This is a genomic window from Pseudomonas sp. VEM90 (assembly GCF_054611535.1).
Window position 1 is genome coordinate 108496 of record NZ_JBTRAR010000023.1, and the last position, 6000, is coordinate 114495.

General features: G+C 59.3%; 4 protein-coding genes. 2 read left to right on the forward strand and 2 right to left on the reverse strand.

All coding sequences use genetic code 11. From position 1 onward, the window contains the following. Positions 1 to 20: 20 nt before the first annotated feature. The gene (locus tag ACYCCG_RS20740; protein ID WP_339534996.1) at positions 21 to 1901 is read right to left on the reverse strand and encodes an LTA synthase family protein; all 1881 of its coding nucleotides are present in this window, start codon (positions 1899 to 1901) and stop codon (positions 21 to 23) included. Positions 1902 to 2200: 299 nt separating this feature from the next. Between ACYCCG_RS20740 and ACYCCG_RS20745 the strand changes: the two genes are divergently transcribed. Continuing rightward, entirely contained in the window at positions 2201 to 3580 is a 1380-nt protein-coding gene (locus ACYCCG_RS20745) for a multicopper oxidase family protein (RefSeq protein WP_459671601.1), read from the forward strand. Then, a complete protein-coding gene (gene tadA, locus ACYCCG_RS20750) occupies positions 3580 to 4059 on the forward strand; it encodes a tRNA adenosine(34) deaminase TadA (RefSeq protein ID WP_012051365.1) in 480 nt (159 codons plus the stop codon). The genes ACYCCG_RS20745 and tadA overlap by 1 nt, the downstream gene beginning before the upstream one ends. An 87-nt stretch (positions 4060 to 4146) precedes the next feature. Here tadA and mltF read toward each other — a convergent pair whose 3' ends face one another. Beyond that, positions 4147 to 5604, reverse strand: a complete 1458-nt coding sequence (gene mltF, locus ACYCCG_RS20755; protein ID WP_209967765.1) for a membrane-bound lytic murein transglycosylase MltF — start codon at positions 5602 to 5604, stop codon at positions 4147 to 4149. Positions 5605 to 6000: the final 396 nt, after the last annotated feature.

A 6000-nucleotide genomic window follows, 5' to 3' on the forward strand; every position in this document is an offset into this window, starting at 1 on the left:
TTCTTGTTCGTTCAGATTGCTTATTCTTCTGGCTTTCTGGCAAATAGCGCTTTCTGGTAGGCGTTATAGGAAAGCAGCCTGCTCCTCACTGCGATGAACTCATCACCCTCCACGCGTTGCGGGTGCTTTTCCTGCGGGTCATCCTCAAGATTGTATTTAGTCAGGGTGTCCGAACTGAATTCGTATATGTATTTGTACGGGTGCTCCACCAAGGCTGACGCCAGTTGGTCAAAGAACGTGGACATGAAGAATGTGCGTTTCCCCTGTTCCCTCAACAAGCTGATGCCTTGTACAGAGAGGGGGGATTCGGTCACATCAAAAAAATCGGCAACCGTGGGCGCAATATCGATGTGGTGACTGGTGGTTGAGGCGGGTTTGGGCAGTGACTTTCCATTACTCCAGAAAATCAGGGGTACGCTCACTTCCTCTTCGTGCATGGACGCGTTGTGAATGAACAGACCGTGCTCACCAAATGACTCACCGTGGTCACCCACGAGCACGAATAATGTCGAGTCCAGAAGGCCTTGCTTGTCGAAGGATGTCAGCATTTCACCCAGCACGCTGTCTGTTTTGGCTATGCAGTCTTCATACTTTTCCAGCTCGCTCCGTAATGGGGGGCCTTGGCTGCATTGGTAGGGGTAGTGGGCTGCGCTTGGGAAGTAGAGCGCGATGAAACCTTTGCCATTCTTTTTGATGTTTTCCAGGTAAGAGATGCTGGACGAAAACAGCTGTTCATCACTTTCACCGAAGCTACTGGCATTTCGTGAGCGACTCTCGGCGGGAATGAGCTCCGAAACTGCGTAAGCATTCGACACACCGATGGATTTCAGGAAGCCCTCCATGTTTTCGAACTGCAGGTACAGCGAGCTGAAGGCGACGGCTTCCATGTTTTTCCTGTTCTTCAGCTCATGGATGACGCTGGGTTGTAGCAGGTACATGGCCTCTTTGATTTCAATGTCTGGGTAGGCATGCAGCCCCGTCAGGATCGCGTGGTAGCCTTTGGACGAGTGAGGCACTGAGACGTACGCTTTGAAGAGCATGCCCTCCCGAGCGAGCTTATCGAAGGTGGGGTACCGCTCGGCGGTTTTGATGCCGGGAGCAAAAACGCTGTTCCAGCGCACCGACTCCAGAACGATGAAGACCAGGTTCTTGAAGTCTGGCGTGGGGTGAGATTGAAGTTTTCGGATTTCGTTGACGTTGGTCAGCGGGTAGGCGGGTTGTTCGAATGGCAGGGGCGGTCTATGCGGAGCTGCGGTCAAGGAAGTGGTGTTTCTGAGTGTCGTGACCAGCGGGCTGATGACAATGTTTTCGTTCAGGTGATAGCGCGCATCTTTGGCATGGATGGAGCCGAAGAGCAGGGCGCCGATCACCAGCAGTGACGCCCAGAGGTGTTGTCTTTTCTTTACTGTGCGGGTGCGCTGTTCTTTATAAGCGATGCAGGTTGCCAGCCCAGCGAAAGACCAGGTCGCCAGGTAAGCCAGAAAAAGCACAAAGACAATGAACCTGAATGTGTGCCCGAAACCGGCCGCTTGCTTGAGAAACACCTCGGCCCCGGAGGTCAGGTTGCTTGCGTTTTGCAGGCTGTAGCTTATCAGTTGCCAGTCCAGTGGCTTCAGCCATAGCTCCCGAACACGCATGTCCACCAGCAGGAACAGCAGCAAGGCGCCTGAGGCGATGCTCAACAGATAGAAGTTGAATTTGTTTCTGGTAATGGTGTTGGCGGCAATCACATAGAGGGCGACCACAAGCAGCACGTCTTGAAGCAAGTACAGGGCAATATCGAAAATACCCGTCTCCACCCATCGATGGGAGAAAAACTCGATCAGGATGATCTTCGGTGCCAGCAGCAGGCCTGCAGCGAGCAGGAGCGAGATATGCAGTAATGAGTTTTTGTGCCACATGCTGTCTACCTTCGCATTCAAAGAGCAGGCGTCTTGTCTGAAGCGATAGGCGGGCAGAAGGCCAGCACCTGCGCACCCCGTTTTTAGACTTAAGCAGCCCGCCCTGAATCCGGCAAGTCAGCCCCAGGGCGTTGGTTTGGTACCGAGGGGGAGCGGGTTGCCACTGGCGATCGCGGCCAATAACCGGTCGTGCGACAAGACTTCACTTAATCTTTCGCAAATGCAGGTGTATCGTATTCGCCCTTCATCGCCAGCCCCTGCTGGCAGACTGATTGCGCAGAAACGAGGTACCCGCACCGATGTCCTTTACCCGTCGACAAATGCTCAAAGGCCTTACTGGCTTGGTTGTGGTAGGCCTGGGCGCCGGAGGCGCGGTGCGCTACTGGCTGGGCAAGGTCGAGGACGAGAATGCCGGGCACGACTACGAGCTGATCGCCGCCCCACTGGAAGTGGAGCTGGTGCCGGGGTTCAAGACCGAGGCCTGGGCCTTTGGCCCTTCAGCACCAGGGACGGAACTGCGAGTCCGCCAAGGCACCTGGTTGCGGGTGCGTTTCATCAATCACCTGCCGGTTGAAACCACCATCCACTGGCACGGCATCCGCCTGCCGCTGGAGATGGATGGTGTGCCATACGTTTCGCAATTGCCGGTCAAACCAGGTGAATACTTCGATTACAAGTTCCGCGTGCCGGACGCCGGCAGCTATTGGTATCACCCCCATGTCAGCAGCTCCGAGGAGCTAGGCCGCGGTCTGGTCGGGCCGCTGATCGTCGAGGAGCGTGAGCCCACTGGGTTCCAGCATGAGCGCACGCTGAGCCTGAAGAACTGGCATGTGGACGAGCAGGGCGCATGGCTGCCTTTCAGCATCCCGCGCGAGGCCGCGCGCAACGGCACTGCCGGGCGGTTGATCACCATCAACGGCCAGGCCGACTCGATCACCGAGCTACCGGCCGGCCAGGTGGTGCGGGTGCGCCTGCTGAACCTGGACAACACCTGGACCTACCGCCTCAACCTCAAAGGCAATTGCGAGGCGAGAATCTATGCCCTCGACGGCAACCCGGTGACTCCGCGTGCGCTGGATGAGTACTGGTTAGGCCCGGGCATGCGTATCTGTCTGGCCATCCGCATTCCCGAGGCGGGTGAGGATATCTCCCTGCGCGACGGTTTCGTGCGCCTGGGCACCCTGCGTTCGGTGGCCAGCAACGACGCGCCGAGTGACTGGCCGCCAGCGTTGCCGCCCAACCCGATCGCCGAGCCCGACCTGGAGAATGCCGAAAAGCTGAACTTCAATTTCGAGTGGGCGGCCAGTGTCTCTGTCACCACTGATGCGGGCAAACCGCCGAGCTTGTGGCAGATCAACGGCCAGGCCTGGGATATTACCGACAAGACCTGTGCCGACCGGCCCATCGCCACGTTGCAGAAGGGCAAGAGCTACATCTTCGAGCTTAAGAACATGACCCAGTACCAGCACCCGATCCACTTGCATGGCATGAGCTTCAAGGTGATCGCCTCCAACCGTCACGACATCAAGGAACCGTGGTTCACCGACACCTACTTGCTGGGCAAGAACGAGCGCGCCCAGGTAGCGCTGGTGGCGGATAACCCTGGGACGTGGATGTTTCACTGCCACGTCATCGACCATATGGAAACCGGCCTGATGGCCGCGATCGCGGTGGTCTGATGCGCCCGCAGATCATCGATCGCAGCCGCGATCAGGAATTCATGCGTCTGGCGCTGGCCTTGGCCGCCGAAGGCGCGGCGCTGGGCGAGGTGCCGGTGGGGGCTGTGCTGGTGCAGCATGGGCAGGTGATCGGCCAGGGGTTCAACCGACCGATCATCGACAGTGACCCCAGCGCGCACGCCGAGATGGTGGCGATCAGGGCGGCAGCCAGGTCGGCCAGCAACTACCGGCTACCCGGCAGCACTCTGTATGTGACCCTGGAGCCGTGCAGCATGTGTGCGGGGCTGATCGTGCATTCGCGGGTGATGCGCGTGGTGTTTGGCGCGCTGGAACCCAAGGCGGGGATCGTGCAGAGCCAAGGGCAGTTCTTTGGCCAAGGCTTTCTCAATCACCGGGTGATGGTGGAGGGCGGGGTGCTGGCGCAAGAGTGCGGGCAGATCCTCAGCGACTTCTTCAAGGCCCGCCGGGCCAAGGCTTGAGCTGCACCGGCCGCTTCGCGGGCAAGCCCGCTCAGGCTCTGCGCAATTCTTGTAGGCGCGGGTTTACCCGCGAAGAGACCTACTGGCTTACATCGGCGACGACTTATCCGCTGGCTTGTCCTTGTTGACCCCGGGCACATGCAGGTTGCCCTCGGCCACCTGGCCTTCGAGCTGCGGCTGGGTCACCCAGGTGAGGATGTCGTAGTAACGGCGGATGTTGGCCACGAAATGCACCGGCTCGCCACCACGGGCATAGCCGTACTTGGTCTGCCGGTACCACTGCTTCTGAGCCAGCCGCGGCAGCATCTTCTTCACGTCCAGCCACTTGTTCGGGTTTAGCTTTTCGCGCCTGGCCAGGATGCGGGCGTCTTCCAGGTGGCCGCCACCGACATTGTAGGCGGCAAGGGCAAACCAAGTGCGGTCCGGCTCCTTGATGCTGTCGTCAAGCTCTTCCTTGATCTTCATGAAGTACTTGGCGCCGCCCTGGATGCTCTGCCTAGGGTCCAGGCGGTTGGACACGCCCATGGCCCGGGCGGTGCGCTGGGTCAGCATCATCAGGCCGCGTACGCCGGTCTTGGAGGTGACTTCCGGCTGCCACATCGATTCCTGGTAGCCGATGGCTGCCAGCAGGCGCCAGTCGACCTGCTCGACCTTGGCGTAGTTCTTGAAGTGCTTCTCGTACTTGGGCAAGCGCTGTTGCAGGTGCTGGGCGAAGGTGTAGGCGCCAACGTAGCCGAGTACGTCGACATGGCCGTAGTAGCGGTCCTTCAAGCGCTGAAGGGTGCCGTTCTTCTGTGCCTTGTCGAGAAATTCGTTGATTTCGTTGAGCAGGCTGTTGTCTTCGCCTGCTGCCACTGCCCAGCGCTGGTCGCGGGTGTCGCCCAAATCGAAGGCGACCCGCACGTTGGGGAAATACACCTGGTTCATCGCCAGTTCGTTGGAGTCCACCAGGGTCAAGTCGATCTGGCCTTCGTCCACCATGCGCAGCAGGTCGACCACTTCGACGGCATCGGATTCCTCATATTGCAAGGCCGGGTACTGCTTTTTCAGCTCGGCCAACTGGTCAGCATGGCTGCTGCCCTTGAGCACCATGATCTTCTTGCCGACCAAACCCTTGGCGCTGGTGGGGCGCGGGCGGCCGTTGCGGTAGATGACCTGCGGGGTCACCTCCAGATAGGGATGGGAGTATTTCACCTGGGTCTTGCGCCGCTCACTGCTGACCAGGCCGGCTGCAGCCAGTACCGGGCCGGAGGGCTTGCCGAGGGCGTCGTACAGCTCGTCCAGGTTGTCGGCGGTCTCGATCTGCAGCTTTACGCCAAGATCCTCGGCGAAATGCTGGACCAGTTCGTACTCGAAGCCGGTTTCGCCGTTACGGTCCTGGAAGTAGGTTGCCGGGCTGTTGCGCGTGATCACGCGCAGCACGCCATCCTCCTTCACGCGCTCGAGGGTGCTGGGTTTTTCAACGCAGGCACCTAACAGCAGAAAGAGTCCGGTTGCGAGAAGCCATTTGGCGCAACGCTGGCGCAAAGCAGTGTGGGCGAACATAGGTTGCAGTATACGCAAAGGACTGGCCCAACCATATCTCGACAACTGTTAGCTTGTCTGGTAGCGGGTTGTGTGGTTTGGGGAGGGGGATTGCATCAAGGCTACCAGGTGCCCGGTTTGAGATGTTCAGCGGCTGTGAGATCGAGCGACGACCAGGTGCCCGGCTCGGCACATTCAGCGCCTGTGAGATCGAGCGCCGCAGGTGTCCGCCTTAAAATATTCAGCGCCTGGGAGATCGAGCGCCGCAGGTGTCCGCCTTAAAATATTCAGCGCCTATGAGATCGAGCGCCGCCCGCGCGGCGCTTCGCGGGTAAACCCGCTCCTACGTTTGTTTCGGGCCAGTCCATCCTGTGCCTGGCGCGCGCGACCGCCTTGTTGGTACGACGCGATATCGAG

Excerpts from the sequence above, each read along its gene's own strand:
- ACYCCG_RS20740 (WP_339534996.1), bottom strand. The coding sequence starts at position 1,901 with ATGTGGCACAAAAACTCATTACTGCATATCTCGCTCCTGCTCGCTGCA.
- ACYCCG_RS20745 (WP_459671601.1), top strand. The coding sequence starts at position 2,201 with ATGTCCTTTACCCGTCGACAAATGCTCAAAGGCCTTACTGGCTTGGTT.
- tadA (WP_012051365.1), top strand. The coding sequence starts at position 3,580 with ATGCGCCCGCAGATCATCGATCGCAGCCGCGATCAGGAATTCATGCGT.
- mltF (WP_209967765.1), bottom strand. The coding sequence starts at position 5,604 with ATGTTCGCCCACACTGCTTTGCGCCAGCGTTGCGCCAAATGGCTTCTC.